This window comes from Streptomyces sp. SS8 (assembly GCF_054072955.1).
The window spans coordinates 1-770 of record NZ_JBSVCZ010000064.1; the positions used below are offsets into that span (position 1 = coordinate 1).

At 69.5% G+C, this 770-nt stretch carries 1 protein-coding gene; it reads right to left on the bottom strand.

Translation table 11 applies throughout. From position 1 onward, the window contains the following. Positions 1-770 (bottom strand): Hsp70 family protein (locus ACW69E_RS27725; RefSeq protein WP_457501032.1); only part of this gene is annotated, 770 nt, incomplete at both ends.

Consider the following 770-nt stretch of genomic DNA (forward strand, 5'->3'; position numbering starts at 1 on the left):
TCGTCCGCGCCGGCCTTGGCACCGGCGCCGGTCTCGGCGCCGCCCGCGGCCTGCTGGCCCTGGGCGTCGGCGTACAGGGCCTGGCCCAGCTTCTGGCTGGTGGCCGCCACCTTCTCCGAGGCCTCGCGGATGGCGGCGGTGTCCTCGCCCTTGAGCTTCTCCTTCAGGTCCGCCACCGACGCCTCGACCTCGGACTTCACATCCCCGGGCACCTTGTCGGCGTTGTCCGCCAGGAACTTCTCCGTGGTGTAGACGAGCTGCTCGGCCTGGTTGCGGGTCTCGGCCGCCTCCCGGCGCCGGTGGTCCTCCTCCGCGTACTGCTCGGCCTCGCGCATCATCCGCTCGATGTCGTCCTTGGGCAGCGCCGAACCGCCGGTGACGGTCATCCGCTGCTCCTTGCCGGTGCCCAGGTCCTTGGCGGAGACGTGCATGATGCCGTTGGCGTCGATGTCGAAGGTGACCTCGATCTGCGGCACCCCGCGCGGCGCCGGCGGCAGCCCGGTCAGCTCGAACATGCCCAGCTTCTTGTTGTACGCGGCGATCTCCCGCTCGCCCTGGTACACCTGGATCTGCACGCTGGGCTGGTTGTCCTCGGCGGTGGTGAAGATCTCCGAGCGCTTGGTCGGGATCGTGGTGTTGCGCTCGATCAGCTTGGTCATGATGCCGCCCTTGGTCTCGATGCCCAGGGACAGCGGGGTGACGTCCAGCAGCAGGACGTCCTTGACCTCGCCCTTGAGGACACCGGCCTGCAGCGAGGCGCCGATGGCCAC